This is a genomic window from Dyadobacter sp. HNCC25DJ183, assembly GCF_056895175.1.
The window spans coordinates 81693-98501 of the sequence record NZ_JBXHAP010000008.1 but is presented as its reverse complement, the minus strand read 5'-3'; the positions used below and the strand labels follow the sequence as shown (position 1 = coordinate 98501).

The following is a 16809-nucleotide window of genomic DNA, read 5'->3' as shown; positions in this document are numbered from 1 at the left end:
CTTCCGGCCGTCGCGAATACAAAACTGTTCCTAAACAACCCAACCCATTATGTCCAGACTTTACTACCCGGCTACCATTTGGGGAGCTCTCCTCTTTCTTCATTTACTGATTTCAGTTCCGGCAGGTGCCCAGGCGCTGGCCGTAATCCAGACGAAACAAACCCATTCCAATGCGCAGCACCAGTCAAAAACGCTGCTCTTGAGAGATGCGCTTAACGAGCTGAAACATCATTTCCGGATTGATATTCTCTTCGACGCACAGGCAACGAATGGTGTGCAGGTACCCAATTTCCGCATTAACAAACAATGGAATGTTGAAAAGAACCTGGATGAAATGCTCTCGCCGCTGGGCCTCACCTATAAAAAGGTAAATAAAAGCTCTTACCTGATCGTCGACCGGAGCAGTGGTACCAATACTTTGGTCCCCGGAAAGATCAAAACCACAGGTCTTGAAAACCCGGCTGATTTGCAGAATGGATTAGGTAAGTCAGCTGCAAATGAGACACTCGCGTCAGCTGCGCCGGTTCAGAACCGTGCCGATGTGAGTATTTCGGGAAAGGTAACCGATGAGGCGGGCGAGCCTCTGCCGGGTGTGAGTGTAATGGTAAAAGGTACCCAGCAAGGTACTGCCACCGACGCATCTGGAAATTACAGACTGACGCTGAATGCATTACCTGTGTCGCTGGTGTTTTCCTTTGTTGGATATTTATCAAAAGAGATTGAAGTAACCAACCAGTCGAACCTATCTGTGAAGCTTGCTGCGGATACCAAAGCGCTTGAAGAGGTGGTGGTAGTGGGATATGGTACGGTCAAAAAAAGTGACCTGACCGGCGCAGTATCCAAGATCGGGGAAGGGAATATCAAAGCCACACCCATTGTGTCGCTCGACCGCGCGATGCAGGGACGGGCGGCAGGCGTGCAGGTAGTAAGTAACTCGGCCCGGCCGGGCGGCAGCTCCACCATCCGTATCCGCGGCTCAGGTTCGGTAAATGCCAGTAATGACCCGCTTTACGTGGTCGACGGATTTCCTACCGATAACCTCAACTCGATCAACCCGAACGACATCGAATCCATTGAAATCCTGAAAGATGCTTCTGCCACAGCCATTTACGGTTCCCGGGGATCCAATGGCGTGGTGATGGTCACGACCAAACATGGCAAGGCTGGAAAAACGGTAGTGAGCTATGAAGGATATTACGGGGTGCAATCGGTGCGCCGCAAAATACCTTTGCTAAATGGACAACAGTTTGCCGAGTTTGTCAACGAAGCGCAGGTTAACAATGGAGGTAAACCCTATTTCGACGGCTCCAATGCCGACCGCCCTCTACCTTCCGCGATCGGTGAAGGAACAGACTGGCAGGACGCCATTCTTCAAAATGCCCCGATCCAGAATCACCAACTGGGCATTTCCGGCGGTTCGGAAAAATCAAGGTATGCGATCTCGTTCGGTTACTACGATCAGGACGGTATTATCAAGAATTCGGGTTTCAAGCGCTACACCTTACGCTCGAATATCGACTCGGACGTATCCTCGCGCATTAAAGTCGGCCTGACGTTTCAGGGCGCATATACCGAAAGCAACGATGCACAAACGGAACCTACCAACAACCTTGCTTACACCGGCGTGATCAGCGCAGCCATGAACTACTCGCCGACATTTAAAATGTACAACGAGGATGGCACGTACTACAAAAACCAGGGACAGCTGAATGGCCTCGGCGCCGACAACCCGCTGGCACTATTGAATGAGTTTACCAACAAAACCTCTGCGATCAGGTTGCTGGCCAACTCTTTTGTTGACATCAAGATCATGGACGGGTTGAATTTCAGGAGCAGCATCGGTGCCGACATTCTGGCCTCCCGGCTCAACTACTACGTCACCAGAAATGCACTCGTAGGCGCCAGCGTGCAGGGAAGCGCGGCAATCACCACCAGACAGAGACTCAACTGGCTGAATGAGAATACATTAAACTACACCAAAAATTTTAACCCTAAAAATTCATTCAGCGCATTAGTCGGATATACGATCCAGGAGATCAAAACGGAAGAAGCGGTAGCCAGGGCTAATACATTTTCCGACGACTTTGCTGAATACAACAATCTCGGCGCCGGATCTACCCTGATCGCTCCTTCGTCCACAGCCAGTGAATGGGCGCTCATCTCCTACCTGGCACGTGTAAACTACGGGTATGACGACCGTTTTTTGCTGACCCTGACTGGCCGCCGCGACGGTTCATCCCGATTCGGACCTAACCGCAAGCAGGGCTTTTTCCCATCTGGCGCACTGGCCTGGAAGCTGCATAATGAAAGCTGGTTCAGTAACATCCCCTCGGTTACCGAGGCGAAACTTCGTACCAGCTACGGACTATCGGGAAACCAGGAGATCGGGAATTACAGATATCTGGCCAACATCAGCGCTTCGCCTTACGTGATCGGCGGCGTGCTCAACACAGGTTCGGCCACGGCCGGTATCGCCAATCCCGATTTGAGATGGGAGAAAAACGCGCAATTTGACATTGGTCTGGATCTGGGATTGTTCCGTAACCGGATTACACTGTCAGCCGATTATTATTACAAAAAGACTTCGGACCTGCTTTTTGACGTCGGTGTACCAACTTCGTCCGGGTTTTCTACTACACTGAAAAACATTGGCAGCGTACAGAATAAAGGTCTCGAACTGGCGCTCAATACCGTCAATATCGACAAAGGTGGTTTCAGATGGAGTTCGGAGTTCAACATCACATTCAACCGCAACAAGATCCTGACCCTCGATGGTCGCCAGGAATTCCGGACCGGCTCGGATGCTACGATCTCCAATACATCCCAAAACCCCATCCTGCTCCGCGTGGGAACCGAGCTAGGCAACTACTACGGACTGGTCATGGACGGCATTTTCCAGAACCAGTCGGAAGTAGACAATTCGGCACAAAAAACCGCCAAGCCTGGTGACATCCGCTACCTGGACCGTGACGGCAACGGCGCGATCAACGACAATGACCGGGATATCCTGGGCAGCGCCAATCCTGATTTTTTCGGGGGAGTCAACAACACAGTTTCTTACAAGGGTTTCGAGTTCAATATATTCGTGCAAGGTTCTTATGGCAATGAAATCCTGAACTATGGCTCATTCGATCAGCTGAATTTCACGGGTGGAAACAACCAGTCGACACGTGTACTGGACCGCTGGACGCCTACCAACCCAAGCAACACCATTCCCCGCGCCAATGCGGCCGGCGGCTCACGGTTGTTGTCGACCCTTCATGTGGAAGACGGTTCGTATCTGAGGTTCAAGAACATTTCGCTGGGTTATAACCTGCCTCCGCAATGGCGCAGCAAACTGCGGTCGCAGCAGGCTAAAATCTATGTAGCCGCGCAAAACCTTTTCACGCTGACCAAATACACCGGTTACGATCCTGAGGTAAACCGCTACGGAAGTTCCTCGCTAAGCCAGGGTATCGATTACGGCGGATACCCTGCTTCCAAAACCATTCTTGTAGGACTGAACCTGACATTTTAAAATATAAAATCCATGAAACGTTACCTTATATATCTGCTTCCGGCCCTGCTGACCATGTCCTGCGAGAGCAAGCTCGACCTTACGCCCGTCACCAACCTGACAAACGCTACCTATTATAAAACCGCCGAAGACGCGAAAGCTGCGCTCGGCGCCTGCTACGCCGCCATCGGAAACCTTGACCCATTTGCCGATCTGGTGACGACCGACGATGCGATCCCGTTCCTGACAGGTGCCGCCGACCGGCCGCAGCTCTGGCGTTACGAGATCACCACAGCCAACTCTTTCATAGCTCAATATGCCGGTGGTTTCCGGGGCATTAACCGGTCCAACATTGTGATCGACAGGCTGCCCGGCATCACCATGGACGAAGCATTGAAAACCCGTTACATTGCCGAAGCGCGTTTCCTGCGGGCGTTGCATTATTTCAACCTGGTAAGATGGTATGGCGGCGTGCCGATCGTGACGTCCGAAACTGCTTCGCTGGAAGGTCTGGAAGTGGAAAAAGCTTCGGTGGAAGAAGTTTATAAGTTGATTATTGATGACCTCACTGCGGCTGAAAGTGTGCTTCCGGCCACCTACCCGGCCAGCGATGTGGGCAGGGCTACAAAAGGCGCTGCCATGGGGATTCTTGCCAAAGTGTATATTACGATGGCAGGTACCAACCGCCAGTCTCCCTACTGGGCGCAGGCAGTTGCCAAGCTCAAACAGGTGATCGATTCCGGGGTTTATGACCTTTATGCCAACTTTGCTGATGCATTTGCGCTTACAGCAAGAGGTGGAAAAGAGAATGTGTTTGAAGTTCAATACCTGACGGATGTCCGCGGCCATGGTCAGGGAAGAGGTTATGGCGTGCGGGGTGCCCTCATTTACCCGAGCGGCGGAAGTGGGATTGCGCGGCCTACCAAGAGTCTGTTTGATCTCTATTCAGCCGAGGACGCCAGAAAACCGATTACTTTTCTGACCTCCTATACCTACAATGGAACTACCACCCAGCTGTCCATCACCGATCCGGACTTTACCAAAGCAGTTTCCTTCCAAAAATTATGGGATAAAACGGCGAAAACGAGCGGCGGCGAAGGAACCAGCATTCCCATTCTCCGCTACTCCGACTTACTGCTGCTTTACGCCGAAGCATTGAATGAAGTGAACAACGGACCTACTGCCGAGGCTTATGCCGCATTGAACAAAGTACGGACGAGAGCCAAACTTGCGGCATTAACCGGCCTGACCTACCAGTCATTCAAAGAAGCTGTCTGGCTGGAACGACGCCTGGAACTGACCTTTGAAAACCACCGTCGCTTTGATCTGCTGCGGACCGGCAAACTGATCGATGCCGTGAAAGCCGAAACGACCTTCAACCGGAACCCGAAAATCCAGCCATTCCACGTACTCTTCCCATTCCCGCAATCCGACACGGATGCCAATCCGAAACTGAAACAAAATGAAGGTTATTAAGCTGATCCGACCAAAACATTTATGAAAAATTGTTTGATAACCATATGGATATGTGCGCTGGCGGCTGCGTTTTCGGGAATGATTTTTCCGAAAACAAACACCCTCGGCGGCGCGGCCGACATTCCGATCCGGAAAATCGCTTCGGGCAAGATCATCCACCGTTTCCACGACACCTCGCCCATTAGTCCGTCGGGCAAATACATTGCCTTGTTCCGCATCCCTTTCGAGGACCATTATCCCGAAGCAGGTGACGTCGGCGAGGTGGTATTGATAGACATGGCGACTGGCAAGGAAACTGTCATCGAACGTTCTTTTGGCTGGGAAATGCAGGTCGGCGCAAATGTGCAGTGGGGCGCAACCGATCACGAATTGTTTTACAATCAGGTAGATACCAGCACCTGGAAAGCTTATACCATCCTGCATGACCCGATCCGCAAAACATCCCGGAAATGGGAAGGTGCCACATTCATGGTAACACCGGATGGAAAACAGGCAGCAAGCCACAATATGATCAATTCGGTAAACGCACAGTCGGGATACGGGGTGATTTTGCCTGAAAAATTCCGCCGCAAAAATTCGGGCGTAGTAAATAACGACGGCCTCTTTGTAACGGATGTAAAAACAGGCAAAACGAAAATGATCGCTTCTATCAAACGCATTTTCGACGAAGCCAAACCAAAGGTCGGAATCGACAATCCCGAGAACTATGAAATTTACACATTCAAAGCGATGTGGAACGCACAGGGTACCAGGCTGATGACCTGCCTGATTATCAAACCAAAAACTGGCGGGCCGAGAAAAGTAGCGCTCATCACCATCAGGCCCGACGGCAGCGATATCCGCACCGCCGTGACCACGAAACAATATGCCAAAGGCGGCCACCACATGGCCTGGATGCCCGACGGTGACCACTTTTCGATGAACCTGGAAGTAGACAGCACCAAAAACGGCCTCGAACTCATTACCGCGAAGTACGACGGCTCCGAGCTGAAAACCGTATTCTCCCCGGGATCCGGCCACCCCAGCTTTCATCCGAAAGGCCTGCCGCTGATCATTACTGACGCTTATAACCACGAAAAAAGCGTGGCGAAAGGAGACGGAATTGTGCCGATCCGGCTGATGAACACGAAAACGGGCAAGGAGATACTTCTCGCGAATGTGCGGGTACCCAAAGTAGAAGACAATTCCTTCCGGATGGACGCCCACCCAACGTGGGACCGCAGCGGCAGATATGTGATTTTTAATGGGTACGACGATAATAACAGGGGCGTGTACATTGCCGACCTGCAAAAGACAATTGAAGAACTGAAACCTTAACCACTTGTCCCTGACAAGTTAAAAACCTTTACAATGGACAGGCGTAAATTTCTAAATCTGACATTACCCGCCACCGGCGCCGTATTCCTGACCAGCTCGTTGCTCAGCGAGCAGGCCATGGCTGAGATCGGTCGGCAATTCGATGGCAAGAATGCGGTCGGGCATTACGATATTGTGATCAATGGCGCGGGACTTTCGGGATACTTCGCTGCGCTCCACGCAGCTTCAAAAGGGAAGAAAGTGCTGGTCGTGGAAAAGCGGTCGAGTCCGGGATTTGAAATAGCTGCCAAAAGCCGGCTCTGGCTCAATGCACAAGGATTCGACACATTACGGCCCGACCTGCAGGAACTGCTGCTACCCGAGCAGGAGCTCATGGAAATCAAGAATACCAAAGGTACCGGCAAAGGAAAAAGTCAGCTTGGCGATCACATTGCGCTTTTCAAAGGCAGTATCCGAAAGGGAATGGTACGCAACCTGCTCGTCGGCAAAGTGGATCTTTTGCTGATGACCGATACCTGCGGATTGTTTGAAAGCAAAGGTCAGGTAAGCGGCGTATTGCTGGCTACCAAACAGGGTATTTTCTCCGTTCCATGCAAAACCTTTATCGATGCTTCCGACCAGCTGATATTCAGCCGCCGGCTGGCAGGAAAGTCGCTGAAAGTGCAAAAGGCCGGTTTTGTAGTGGAATTAAATAAAGTAAGTAAACCGGCATTCAAGGAGATCAAAACGGATGCCGCTTTTGGATTGGATGGAAATAAGCTGACATTATACCCGGGAAAACTCTCGGACGACCACGCATTTCTTGCATTCGAATATTCGGTCGACACCGACAAACTGGAAGAGATCGAGCATAAAGGCAGGCAGATCGCTACGCAGCTCGGCTTAAAAATCAAGACACTGGGCGCAGGTTTATCAACCGCCCAGATCCAGCAATACGCATTGGAAGCTTCGCTGACACTAGCAGACAATGCAGCTCCAATTCCGTCATTAAATGGACATTACGTGCTGGATAGTACCGCTACACCCCTTTCCGCGACGGCACTTTTAGCATTAGAAAAAAATGCCCAGGCCCTGGTAGACCGGGTAAAAATTTCGACACAAACCGCACCTCCTCAAAACCTGATTCTTCCCGGTAAAAAACTGGATATCAGGAAGGTGAAATTCGAAGAGGTGGACGAGCCGGGGTTCAATGTGCCGTTACAGGCCGTACATCTCGATTGGATGGACGCAGTCGTTGCGAGGAAGCAAACCCAGGTGGTAATTGCGGGCGGCGGTACAGCCGGGGCGCTCGCTGCGGCCGGTTCGGTGGAAAAAGGAGCGGATACCATTGTCGTGGACTATTTCAATGACCTCGGCGGCACCAAAACCATGGGTGGCGTGATGGGGTATTACCACGGCGTGAAAGAAAATGTGTTCTTCAAAAAACAGAATGAAGAAGCGGAAAGACTTGCGCTGGAAGCTAACATGAACAAAAAGATCGGGCGGCAGATTTATCACCTGCGCTCGGTGGTGGAAAAAGGCGGACAGTTTCTGACCTCGGCGATACTTTGCCAGGCAGTTTCGAAAGACAATACGGTGAAAGGTGTAGTAGTGTGCCGCCACGGACAGCTGGAACTGGTACTTGGCGAAGTGACCATCGACGCTACCGGTGATGGCGACGTGGCTGCGATGGCGGGTGCAAGTTTCCAGATCGGCGATTCGCGCATCGGATTTACCCAAAATTACAGTCAATGGGACATTGCCGGCGCGGGCAAATTACCTTCGGCCACCAACCGTGACTACGACATTCTCGACAACCGGAAAGTGTCCGAGCAGCAGCGCGGATTTTTTATCTCGCATTATGAGGCGCATTGCTATGACTTTCACCCATTTATGACCGTGCGCGAGTCGCGGCGCATTGATGGTATCCATAATCTGGACCTGATTGATTGTGTTGAAAAACGGCACTTCGAGGATGTACTGGCACTCGCCAGCAGCGATTTCGACCCGCACAATGTAGCTTCGTCGGAGTATAGCAAATGTGGATTTCTACTGCCCCATTCCAATGACATTACTGTTGAAATTCCTTACCGTTCCATTGTCCCCAAAAAGCTCGACGGCCTGCTGATATCAGGTCGCGGGTTTGGGCAAAGCCGCAATGCATTGCAGTTCACGCGGATGACCGCTGATTTGCTCGTGCTGGGTTACCTCACCGGACAAATCGCTGCCGACATAGCCTGGAAAAAAGTGCGTCCAAGAGATTACAGCGTCAGCACTTTGCAGAAAGAATGGGTTTCGCTGGGATATCTTCCGGCTGAATATTTGAGCAAAAAACCGGGTGATCTCCGCGCCGACAAAGCAGAAATAGAACGCCGCGTGCAACAGCTGGAATCCGGCGCGACGGAATACCTGTACGAATGCAGCCGGGTGGAGAAGTCGTTGATTTTGCCCCTGATCAAAGAACGTTTCGAAAAAACCGATCGTCCGGAAGGGAAGCTGCTGCTTGCCAAAATGCTGGCATGGTTTGGCGAGGCCAGTGGTAATGCCCTCATCGGAGCAGAACTGGCCAATTTGTTCGAGCTGGAACAGGAAGACGGTTATCCAAAAGGGTATATCGACGATTACGACAACATTCGCGGCCGGCCCAAGAACAAGCTGGAAGGATTGTTCTGGAAAATCAATCAGAACATTGCTTTGCTGGGCATGTCCGGAAGTGGTTCGGAAACGGCAAAAATCCGGCATATTCTTGAAAAAACAGCTTCCGGCGGGGGAATGGTACCACGTACGAGCGACTACTTCAATGAGCGCATTGATATCAAATTTGTTCCGTTTCACAACCGCATCATCGCGCTTGCAGTATATGCCGAGCGTCTGCCCGACCCATCACTGATCAGCGGGTTCGAAAACGTATTGAAAGATCCGAACGTGGGCGGTTTTGTGACTTCGACCTACGAAAAAGTGAGGTGGCGCGTATACGGCGGTTCACTGGAAATCAGCGTGGCGGCGGCCATGGCGCGGTGCGGAAGCAAAAAAGGGTACGAGCTTTTACAAGCTTATCTCGGAGATCTGCATTATAATTACAAGACATTTGCACTCAATGAACTGAAAGAACTTACAGGGAAAAATTGGGGTTACAAGCCGCAGGAATGGCAGAAATACGTGGCAGGACTCTCCTATCCGCAACCTGTGAGGGCATTGAAAAAAGAAGTCGAAATCTAATATCAATGCTAAATAACCGATTGATACCGTTGTTTTTCCTGCTTTCCACCACGCTGACTTTCGGGCAGCTGGTGGAAAGAACTTATTACCGGACTCCCGAGCTGGAAAGGCTGACTTTGACTACCGAAGGATTCTCAGCAAGCATCAACGACGACCACATGGAACCCTTTGCGGTTCAGGAATTCACTACTCCAGACGGTATTATTTACTGGTACCGGCGCATTGCCACCGAGGTATGCCTCACCGGCGACTGCCGCCCGATAGACGTTGGGATTTATTGGGACGGAACCGGCGATTTTGCTGGTCTGGAAGTATTTAAAGAGCCGTTAACCAAAACCGATCACAGCGATTTTTCCACGTTCGATTACCGGAGACTCATGTCGATCCTGAACGATGATTGGTCGCCGCTGCGGGAATATTCGTTGAGCGAGCTGGTGGACGAGAAAAAAGAAGACAGCGTGGATGTGGTAAGCGGTGCTACCAAACATGAAATCGCGCAGGCGGCGGTGGAAAAGGCTGTTTACACCACGCATACGCTCTGGCATTTAATCCATGTAGGAGAAAAAGAACAACTTGCAAAGTTGACTGCTGCGAGATTGACTGACAAAAATCTCCTCGAAAAAGCATTGCAGGCACAACGCGAAAAATACCAGCCTTTTTTGCTCGATATGTTCGCGCAGGGAAATCTGCCGCAAAACAGCTTCACAGAATCGCTCGTTTTAAGCAGTCTTACCGATGCTGCAAATCCTACGCTGCACGCAGTGACGCTCAATGCATTACAGCAGCTGGACCTGACACAACCTGCATTACAAGACCGCCTGGCAGCCATTTACAAAAATAAAAAACAGCCCGAACGCGTGGAGATACTGACCCGGTTACGACCCGCAGCCCAGCTATCGGAAAGCTTTTACACTACTTTGGCAGAAGATTTAAGTGCGGAAAATCCCTGGATGTCTGTCAAAATTCTCGCCGCATTAAAGCACAGTCGCACCCAATCCCCGCAGGTTCTTGAAACTGTAAAAAAGCTGTCGCAAAGCGATATACCTGTCGTGCAAAAGGCAGTAAAAGAATTCGAAAGCGCACGATCGGCCTCGCGGTAACAACTTCTGAAGGTGCTCAAATGGAGCACCTGCCTCAACCTCCCATTACCGGAATTCCCTTCCAAATCATTCCCGGCAAAGTACCCCCGACTGTATTTATTCTGTGTTTGTCGAAGATTAAGTTGCATTCATCGAATGCTATATTGTGTTAGTCGATTTTTTTTGAAGCGAGTCTGACATTCAAGTAACTTTCTTACAAGTTAAACGTCCCTCTGTTCAGAAAGCTCCTCACACTATTCAGTGCATTATCGCCTGCATCAATTAACAATGCTATATGGAAGCGTATACAGTGGCGCGTTTTAACAAAGCATATTTCTTACCCGTTAAACTTGCTTAATAAACAGATCTGATTCACATGAATTTAGATCTCGAAAGCTTTGGCCTGCGCAAAACCTTTTTTGCAAAGTTCCACCCGATTGATACGCATATAATTAATGCGCAGCTCAGGTTAAGAAACATAAAATACGCGCATTCCAGCAACACAAATGAACATCAACTCTAAAATGATCACATATGAAAAACGCTCTACAAAGGATTGCATTTATTCTCATTGTATGCAGCTCGATTTGCATAGGAGAATCTGTCGCACAAACTAATGTACAATGTGCACCTCCCGGCTATCTCATTCCTGCAAATGCGGTATGCCAGATATCAGTCAATGGTGTTACTGCATCAGGTATTTTATTGAACAATGAAAACAATGATAAAAAACCGTATGTTTTAACAGCCAGACATATATTGACCGCTAACAACTTTGATGTAAGCCTGTCGGCTGCGGAAAAGGCATCTGCGCAAAATGCAACATTTACATTCAAGCTTCGTCGTACAACCTGTGGCGGTACTGTCAACGAAACAACGGAAGTTTATACCGGAGCAATTTTCAGAGCTGCTGACTTCTTTACCGATTTCGCTTTATTGGAGATACATCCTAACAACTTGCCTCTTGATCCTGATCTCGTTTATGCGGGTTGGAAAAGAGAAGCTCCCTCCGGAAACTTCTCGCACATTGCCCATCCTAATGGCGATCCCCAAAAAATATCGTTTGGACATAAAGCGACAATACAATCCTATGATCCATGGAAAACAACTGTCAGCTGGGACCAGGGAGGAACTGCATCCGGAGCATCTGGCGGTGCATTGCTAAATGATTCGAGACAAGTTATCGGAGCGCTGTCATATGCCGAAAACTTCGGAAGGTTTGACAAAATGTGGGACAGGTCTTCGTCGACTGACAAGCAATTAAAATACTGGCTTTCTCCCTATTCCAATCTGACCAGCATGGATTATTTGAAGCCGTTTTCCTTTAACGGAATACGTCCGGAAATTCTTTGTTACGGCACGAACAGGACTGTGAACATGCCGCACTTGGCGGCCGGTCAGAATGTTACATGGACTACATCAAGTAATGTTTCAATTGTAAATTCAGGCGGCAATTTTGCAAACATTACAGCCAATGGTCCGAGTGCGTCGGGCTGGGGCTGGGTCAGGGCCACGTGGGAAGGCCAGGCGATAACGCTGGACCTTACAGTGGGAAAACCTGCATTGAACCTGCTGACGTATGATTTTTCCAACACACCTGTCAGTTCCCTGACGGTTGTGACGCCCTACGATAATCACTACATGACGCTCTATCCAGTTCGCAATACTTCCTATTCATGGAATCAAAGCTGGAGTAGCGGCATTCCGAGCGGCTCACCCGGCATAAACCGGTTTGACTTTCAACTGCAACCAGGACAAAGTCTTTTCTTCAGTCCGCTTTCCGTTACAAACGAATGTGGCACGTCCACAAGAACAATTGAATTCTGGGCTAATTGGTCGTCAATTCTCATCTATCCCAATCCTGCAAGCAATGTGTTAACAGTTGAATTTAGCAGGACCGACCAGAAAGAATTGCTACCGGATGCACTATACCTTTTTAGCGACAAATCATCAACCCCTGCCTTAACCCTGGATGTAACGAGTGAAAGGATACGAAAGAATATCGTCAATAACAAAATGGAGATCGACGTAAGCAAATTTGAAAGCGGAACTTACTTCGTCCATATTGTTAAAGGTAAAAAGGTAGAGAAACGGAGGGTCAATATTAAGTAAGGAGATACTTTTCTGTTCCATTCTGGAAATCCTTTTAGCTGTTTCCTTACAGTTTAAAAAGTATTCCTTTCCGAGAATTTTATTTAATCAAACAATCACAATCACCAAAACTATTTTAGTAAATGTCGCCGAAAATTGCGCTATCATTTCTGTACTTATTGTTTCTGATCGCATTCGCATTTGTTCCGCAAACCAATGCACAGGATTTGACAAAATCTACCAGTTATTTTCAAAATGAATTACATTGGGATTTAAGCATTGATGCTTACAATCTGTTAAAATCAGGAACGCCGTTAATGATGCTGAGATACGCGAAAAATCCGGAAAAGAGCGCACTCCGTCTTAATGTGGGCTTTGATTATGAGAACTTAAAGCCTTCCGGAAAAGTGGACTCACTCTCTCCCGCCATTACACTTTATACGCAATCAACATTGAATTATTTGTTGGAAGCCGGGATAGAATTCAGAAAATCAAACGGCCGGTTCCAGTTGTTTTACGGACCATATGCGAGTTATTCCTGGTATAAACAAAAGAATGTTCCTTCGGATCAGTTGCCAGACACATTTGAAACTTCTACCGTAACTGTTGGCAAAATTGGAGCAGGCGCGTTTGTTGGAGTTCGTTATTTCGTACTTAAAAATCTGGCAATCTCCACAGAAACTTCTTTGGCCTATTATGCGCAGAGATCCAAAGCATTTATTGGACAAAATTCAAATGACGCGGGCGTTACACGTGGATACGGAATTAAATTCCTGCCATTAAACCATCTGTACATTTCATTTTTTTTCTAATCATCTAACTGTATAACTATTATGCCCTATGAAAAATGTTTTACTTGTACTAGCGCTGCTGCTGACGGTCGCTTTAAAGACCTCCGCTCAAACTCTTCAGATTCAACCTGTCAATTCAAGTTATGCTACGTCGGCGCCGCCGGAAACTAATGTATTCTATATTGTCACGAACCTTTGTGCATCGTCTCCGAGTAACTGTACCTATACCTGGACCGTTACAAATGGCGTCATTACAACTGCATCGACCGGCGTAGGACTAGTGACAGTGCCTGTGAAATGGAATAATTCTGCTTCAAACGGCACGATATCTGTGGCTGTCTCTGCTTGCAACCCAAGTTCTACCTGTACATCGGTAACCCGATCAACCCAGATAAGATATTTAGGGCCTGTGGGCAATATCAAGATAGACGGTGCTGCTCAAAGCGGATCATACGCTGTTAACTGCTCGGTGAGCTCTTTCACGGCTTCGGTTGATCCGGTTACAAACGCTACATCCTATCAATGGTTTCTTCCGAGTGGCTGGACATACACCGGCAGTGGGAACAGTATCACAGTCACCCCAGGTTCATCTGGCGGATCAATTACGGTAAGGGCTATGAGATCGGATGTATCCGGATTTTATACGTCCCAAACATTAGTGATTACCAGACCTAGTGGCACAGGCACTGTGACTGCCATAAATGGGCCCAGTCCTATATGTACCAGCTCCACTTTTACATTGAACGGTACTGCCACGGGATCAGTTACCTGGCTTACAAGTGACGCCAGTAAGCTCACTATCAATTCGTCGGGAGTGGCTACGAGAGTTGGATCGAGCAATGGGCTTGTCACAATTACCGGCCGGATAGTAAACGGCTGCGGGACCTTTAACGTCAATAGGGAAGTATGGGTCGGGAACCCGATTCTGAGTAGTGTATCGCCGTCGAACACCACTTTCTGTACAGGAAGTACTTTGACCATATCAGCTTCCCCCAGCTATCAGCAGTGGCTCAGTTACAACTGGACTAAAACCTATGGAAGCGGCGGCAACAATGGCTATTTTAGTAGTTCGGCAACAAACTCATACGTCGATTTCGTCGACTATACGGCTGAATATTCGACGATCAGCCTGAACGTGTCAAATAGTTGCGGCAGCCTTAGCAGCGGCGCATCGCTGATTTCTCAAAATTGTTTCAAAATGGCGATATACCCAAACCCTGCGACGGATGTGATCGCAGTGGAATTTGAATCGGCAGAGGACAATCCCACATTACCGGAAAATATCCTTCTTATCAGTGAAGGATCGGGCATGACAATGAAAAAGGTTGATACGAATATTAGCAAAAGCACGACAGACCTATCTAAAAAGCAAAAGTTTGACCTGAACGTGAGCGATTTACCACGCGGCACCTACTTTCTTCACCTCCTGTACCCGGTTAAATCGAATAAAAAGCCGGAGAAAGTACAGGTAGTTTTAAAATGAGAAGCCAAAGGCGCAAAAGCTCCTCCGCGCAAGTGGAGGGGCTTTTTTGCTTTTATCCTTTTCATAACGTCCTTATTTGATACTCCGGCAAATACTAGCGACCGTAATGTTCAAATCCGACGGAACAACAAGTATCTACGCTCTGGCAAGCTCGAAGTGAAATGTGCTCCCCATTCCCACTTCGCTATCAACCCCGATGCTGCCCCCCTGTGCTTCGATAAATTCCTTGCTGATTGCCAGTCCAAGTCCCGTACCTGTTTTGGCACTTCCGGGTACCTGGAAATAGCGGTCGAATATCCTGTCGCGATAGCGGCTGTCTATACCTTTTCCTTCGTCTTTTACCGAAAACCGAATCGCATTCTTCTCTTCCCTGATCTCCACGAGCACCTTGCTTTCGGGCTGCGAATACCGGATCGCATTCGTGAGAAAATTGATCAATACCCACGCCGTTTTTTCCAGGTCGGCCTTCACGTCAGGCAGATATTCAGGCACCAGGATCATCAACTTAATGTCTTTCTGATCCACCGTCGTTTTCACTGCATCCAAAGCATATTGCAGGATCTGCTCCGGCTTGCTTTGCTGGATCGTCAGCTGAATGTTCCCGGTTTCAACCTGCGACATATTCAGCAGCTCGCCCGTAATTTTCAGTAGTCGGTCGCTGTCTTCGCGGATGCTTTCAATCAGCTGTCTCTGCTGCTCGTTCACCTCGCCAGTGTGATGGTTATCCAGCAGTTGCAGACTCATTTTAATGGAAGATATCGGTGTTTTCAATTCGTGGGAAACGGTCGCTATGAAGTTTGTTTTGGCAAAATCCAGCTCTTTAAACATCGTCACATTTTTCAACACAATCACCTGACCAATAAAAGCTTTCTGCCGCTCTCCGGTGCGCGTAATGGTGATATCCACGATTTCTTTCTCGAAATAGCTTTCCTTATTGTTTGCGTAAATTTTCAGCGCAGGCTGACTGCCCGATGTGCTGGCGGTCTGCGGCTGCTGTATCAGCGCGCGGATCAGGTCATTTTGTAAAGACAATTCCAATGCCGACCTGCCTATCATATCCGACATCGAGAGACCAGTAATTTTCAATGCTTCTTCATTGGCAAAAAGGACAATTTTATTTTCATCCAAACCGATAACGGGCTCATGCATATTGTTGATCAAAGCCTCAATTCGCTTCTTTTCGATCAATATCCTGGACAGATTGCTGTTGTCATATTCTTCCAGTTTTTCCGCCATTGTATTAAAAGAGTCAGCCAATTGACCGAATTCATCCTTGCGGTCCAGGTGAACGCGTTGTGCATAATTTTTGCCCGCGATTTCACGAAAGCTTTCAGCCAGCGCTTTGATCGGATTGGCAATGCTGCCGGGCAAATTGATGAATAACGTCAATGAAACTATAAAGCAAATCGTGCCTGCAATGAGAATCCACGCAATCGCCGATTTGACAGTAAGAACCGCCTTATCGCTTTTCGCCTGTATCGCACGCATGTTCACACCCATGATCTCCGAAATGTCTTTCCTGATCAGCGGCAATGCATTTGTCTGGTTGCGATCTGATAGCAGTTCCAGAAAGTGGTCTTCCACGCGCTGGGTCGCTTCCGCCTCTCCTATTTCGGTAACATTGGCCTTTTGTTTTTTCAAATTCGTCTGAAAAGCCAGCCTTGCATTCGGGTCTGCCTGCATTTGATCCAGTGCGGTCAGCATGTTGCGGGAATATTCCAGTGACTGATAATTGTCGGCCAGAATGTTGGTGGTATCGTCGCGCAGACTGTAAATGTATTTGGACGATATGAGTGTAAGCAGCAAAATCATTACGAAAAGCAGACCGATGCTCAGGCGAAGTTTGGTTTTAATATTCATGAGTTGGGTTGTTTGGCA

The 16809-nt window shown here is 48.7% G+C and carries 10 protein-coding genes and 1 pseudogene; 9 read left to right on the top strand and 2 right to left on the bottom strand.

All coding sequences use genetic code 11. From position 1 onward, the window contains the following. The first annotated feature begins 49 nt into the window (after positions 1-49). The 8 genes and pseudogenes from AC1XTG_RS20200 to AC1XTG_RS20165 form a co-directional block, all read left to right on the top strand. Positions 50-3517, top strand: coding sequence for a SusC/RagA family TonB-linked outer membrane protein (locus AC1XTG_RS20200; RefSeq protein ID WP_484843195.1), 3468 nt, complete (start codon positions 50-52; stop codon positions 3515-3517). Between the two features lie 12 nt (positions 3518-3529). Beyond that, positions 3530-4972, top strand: a complete 1443-nt coding sequence (locus AC1XTG_RS20195) for a RagB/SusD family nutrient uptake outer membrane protein (RefSeq protein ID WP_484843194.1) — start codon at positions 3530-3532, stop codon at positions 4970-4972. Positions 4973-4993: 21 nt separating this feature from the next. Next, positions 4994-6289, top strand: a complete 1296-nt coding sequence (locus tag AC1XTG_RS20190) for a TolB-like translocation protein (RefSeq protein WP_484843193.1) — start codon at positions 4994-4996, stop codon at positions 6287-6289. Between the two features lie 33 nt (positions 6290-6322). Further along, on the top strand, positions 6323-9487 hold the full coding sequence (locus AC1XTG_RS20185; RefSeq protein ID WP_484843192.1) for an FAD-dependent oxidoreductase: 3165 nt from the start codon (positions 6323-6325) through the stop codon (positions 9485-9487). Between the two features lie 5 nt (positions 9488-9492). Next, positions 9493-10587, top strand: a complete 1095-nt coding sequence (locus AC1XTG_RS20180; RefSeq protein ID WP_484843191.1) for a hypothetical protein — start codon at positions 9493-9495, stop codon at positions 10585-10587. Between the two features lie 513 nt (positions 10588-11100). Further along, positions 11101-12678, top strand: coding sequence for a trypsin-like peptidase domain-containing protein (locus AC1XTG_RS20175; RefSeq protein ID WP_484843190.1), 1578 nt, complete (start codon positions 11101-11103; stop codon positions 12676-12678). Positions 12679-12800: 122 nt separating this feature from the next. After that, entirely contained in the window at positions 12801-13469 is a 669-nt protein-coding gene (locus tag AC1XTG_RS20170; RefSeq protein ID WP_484843189.1) for a hypothetical protein, read from the top strand. A gap of 28 nt (positions 13470-13497) precedes the next feature. Beyond that, positions 13498-14055, top strand: a pseudogene (locus AC1XTG_RS20165) (hypothetical protein); the annotation flags it as partial. A gap of 32 nt (positions 14056-14087) precedes the next feature. On the opposite strand, the gene AC1XTG_RS20160 reads toward AC1XTG_RS20165, so the two are convergent. Continuing rightward, positions 14088-14429, bottom strand: a complete 342-nt coding sequence (locus tag AC1XTG_RS20160; RefSeq protein WP_484843413.1) for a hypothetical protein — start codon at positions 14427-14429, stop codon at positions 14088-14090. Here AC1XTG_RS20160 and AC1XTG_RS20155 point away from each other — a divergent pair. After that, positions 14422-14931, top strand: a complete 510-nt coding sequence (locus tag AC1XTG_RS20155) for a T9SS type A sorting domain-containing protein (RefSeq protein WP_484843409.1) — start codon at positions 14422-14424, stop codon at positions 14929-14931. The two genes, AC1XTG_RS20160 and AC1XTG_RS20155, sit on opposite strands and share 8 nt — an antisense overlap. Positions 14932-15066: 135 nt before the next feature. Here AC1XTG_RS20155 and AC1XTG_RS20150 read toward each other — a convergent pair whose 3' ends face one another. Next, a complete protein-coding gene (locus tag AC1XTG_RS20150) occupies positions 15067-16791 on the bottom strand; it encodes a sensor histidine kinase (protein WP_484843188.1) in 1725 nt (574 codons plus the stop codon). Between the last annotated feature and the right edge of the window lie 18 nt (positions 16792-16809).

Excerpts from the sequence above, each read along its gene's own strand:
- AC1XTG_RS20200 (WP_484843195.1), top strand. The coding sequence starts at position 50 with ATGTCCAGACTTTACTACCCGGCTACCATTTGGGGAGCTCTCCTCTTT.
- AC1XTG_RS20195 (WP_484843194.1), top strand. The coding sequence starts at position 3,530 with ATGAAACGTTACCTTATATATCTGCTTCCGGCCCTGCTGACCATGTCC.
- AC1XTG_RS20190 (WP_484843193.1), top strand. The coding sequence starts at position 4,994 with ATGAAAAATTGTTTGATAACCATATGGATATGTGCGCTGGCGGCTGCG.
- AC1XTG_RS20185 (WP_484843192.1), top strand. The coding sequence starts at position 6,323 with ATGGACAGGCGTAAATTTCTAAATCTGACATTACCCGCCACCGGCGCC.
- AC1XTG_RS20180 (WP_484843191.1), top strand. The coding sequence starts at position 9,493 with ATGCTAAATAACCGATTGATACCGTTGTTTTTCCTGCTTTCCACCACG.
- AC1XTG_RS20175 (WP_484843190.1), top strand. The coding sequence starts at position 11,101 with ATGAAAAACGCTCTACAAAGGATTGCATTTATTCTCATTGTATGCAGC.
- AC1XTG_RS20170 (WP_484843189.1), top strand. The coding sequence starts at position 12,801 with ATGTCGCCGAAAATTGCGCTATCATTTCTGTACTTATTGTTTCTGATC.
- AC1XTG_RS20160 (WP_484843413.1), bottom strand. The coding sequence starts at position 14,429 with ATGGTCAAAGTACTTCCTGTACAGAAAGTGGTGTTCGACGGCGATACA.
- AC1XTG_RS20150 (WP_484843188.1), bottom strand. The coding sequence starts at position 16,791 with ATGAATATTAAAACCAAACTTCGCCTGAGCATCGGTCTGCTTTTCGTA.